Annotated in this window: 1 protein-coding gene; it reads left to right on the top strand. The window is 69.8% G+C overall.

The window, feature by feature from the left end:
• Positions 1 to 1,449: 1,449 nt before the first annotated feature.
• The coding region (locus EF918_RS34480) for a sensor histidine kinase (RefSeq protein WP_260610966.1) at positions 1,450 to 2,698 on the top strand (1,249 nt) is incomplete at its 3' end.

The following is a 2,698-nucleotide window of genomic DNA, read 5'->3' as shown; positions in this document are numbered from 1 at the left end:
ACGCCGCACACCTCCGCCACCCTGCCCGGGCCTCCCCCGTACGGCCGACGCGGAGACGAGCCGGCGGCCGGCTCGGCCGCACTGGTCCAGCTCCACATCGCCGGCCTGCAAGCCATCGCCGCTGCTGCCGACAATGCCGGAAATGCCGGCGCACCGTCTTGACACGCACCCCGGAGCAGCAGCCCGACCGGCGGGCCACGAGCCCTGCCGGCTCGTGAAGACGGCCACGCTCGACACCACCGCCACGCTCGTCGACACGGGCCTTCCTTCGACTCCCTGTGCCACAGGAAGCATCGCACCGACACGGCCAGGGCCCGCTCCTGCGAGGTGTCAGGGAGGCGCCCCGCAGCCACAGGCTCACCTGTCCCCAACGGCGGCACCATGCCCTGCGCCTCAACGATCCGTAGCGCTCAGGTGGACAGGACGAGCGCACCCGCTCCGGACCGCCCATCGCGGTTCAAGGCCTCGTACAGTGGCGGCGAGCCGCTGCTGGCGACTGGGGCACCTATGCAGCCGACGGCTCTCACACCAGGACTGACAACGTTGAAGGGACGTGGTGGACCGGGTGGTGGACCTGCAGTTCGATCGCAATGGCACCCGCGTACGGCGCAAAGCCCCGTCGCTGCTCGAATCCGAGCACGTCCGACGCGCGATCAGAAAAGTGAGCGTCCCTCACGACGTCTGCCGGGAACTCTCGAACGTGGCGGCTGGCGGCCAGAGCTGCCCCATCCGGCTCCGGTGCGCGGGCTGCAACCACTTCCGTACCGACGTCTCCTACCTCCCCGATCTCCAAGCGTACTGTCCGACCTGCTGCGCAGCCACGAGCGACTGAGGTCCGCCTGCGAAGCGGACGAGTGGGCCCGGAGCGAAGCCATGCCGTCCCAGGAGGAGATCCGCAGACCGAACTTGCTGTAGCGGGCGATGACGGAGGACAGGCGGCGGCTCGCGTCGGCTTCGGCGAGCTCGTTCACCAGGGCCGAGGTGGTGGTGCAGCGGACCGAGAGGCGGCTTCGGCGATCGCGGTACCGATCCCGATGAGCGGGTGGGACTTGCCGGTGCCGCTGTCACCGATCAGAACGAGAGGGACGGCCCTCGTGGACCTGGGCCTTGCGTAGGTCCGTGGTGCTACAGGGACAGGTCGCCAAGACCGGCGTGTCACCCTTGTCCCCCTGGAGAGCTACGCGGGACAGGGCTCTCCAGAAGGATGCCCACAGGGAAATCCCTCCGTATTTTCGTTTCCGGACGAGCATCTGGAGGTGAGTCCCATGAGAGATCCGAGACCTACCTGCCCGGCTGTCCTGAGCTGCCCTCCGCCCGGCCACCACGAGTGCGTGTTCCGCCATCGCGCGTCATCGCACAGGCGCATGTCTTCCTGCCTCCGACACCGCGGTGGGCGTCCCGGACCCACAATGCGGGTGGTGCCGGGGATGCCCCAACGGAGCTCTCGTGATGTCTGATACCGATCACGTGCCCGTGCCCGTGCCGACTGCCCGCGCGGAGGGCCGCCTGCCGCGCGATGATGCGGCCACCCGGGCCAGCGGCCTGCGCAGGGTGATCGCGGACCTCGTCACCTTCCATGCCCGCCCTATGCCTCCGCTGGCCTGGCCCCGCTGGCTGCGCTGGCTTCCCCACACCGCCGTGTTCCTGGCAGCCGCGTTGACCGCTGCCGCCACGGAGACGACCACCCCTGCCCTGCCATACGCGCACGCTGCCACACTCGTGGTCGCACTCCGCTGGCCGGCTCCCGCCTGGTGGCTGTCCATGGCAGCGCTCACCGCCGTCACGCTGGAGTATTCGCCCGCCCCCAACAGCCAGCTCTATGTGTGGATGGTCCACGCCGGCATCCTGTTCCTTCTCACGCTCCGGGTGCGGCTGTTCTCCGCGATCGCCGCGACGCTGCTCAGCGTCCTGCTGGCTGTCGTGCTGAAGCTGTCCGGGCATACCACTGACTCGTGGAACGTGATCATCGGCGCCGTCCTCCTGTTCGCACTCGCCGTCCTCATCGGCGCGGTGGCCCGTGGCCGCCGCCTGGATCATGCTCGCCTGACCGAGCAGATCGCCGCCACCGCCCAGGAACGGGCGCAACGCACCATCCTCGAAGAGCGCGCCCGGATCGCCCGCGAGCTCCACGACGTCGTCGCCCACCACATGTCGCTGATCTCCATCCAGGCCGACGCCGCGCCCTACCGTGTGCCGGACCCCCCACCAGTGCTGGTCACCGAGCTGGCCTCGATCCGGGCCACCGCGCTGGAAGGGCTGGCCGAACTGAGAACCCTCCTCGGCCTGCTGCGGACGGACAACGACGACACCACCTTGGACACCACCCCCCAGCCCTCGCTCGCACAACTCGATGCCCTCCTCGTCAGCGTGCGCGCTGCCGGGCTGCCCGCCACCCTCCGTGTCGAGGGCACGGTCCGCCCGCTGTCGCCGGGGGTGGAGCTGTCGGCCTACCGCATCGTTCAGGAAGCCCTCAGCAACGTCCTGCGCCATGCTCCCGGAGCACAGACAGGCGTGGCACTCACCTACACTCGCGACGCACTGCACCTGCGGGTCCTCAATGCCCTCGCCGAAGTCCCGGCGAGACCTTCGCCCGGCTCCGGGCACGGACTCACCGGGATGCGGGAGCGCACCACGATGCTCGGCGGTGAGCTGGTCGCCGGCCCCACCCCTGCGGGAGGCTACGAGGTCGCCGCTACCC

This window comes from Streptomyces sp. WAC06614 (assembly GCF_003949795.1).
Classification (GTDB): domain Bacteria; phylum Actinomycetota; class Actinomycetes; order Streptomycetales; family Streptomycetaceae; genus Streptomyces.
This window is presented reverse-complemented; position numbering and strand designations above follow the sequence as displayed.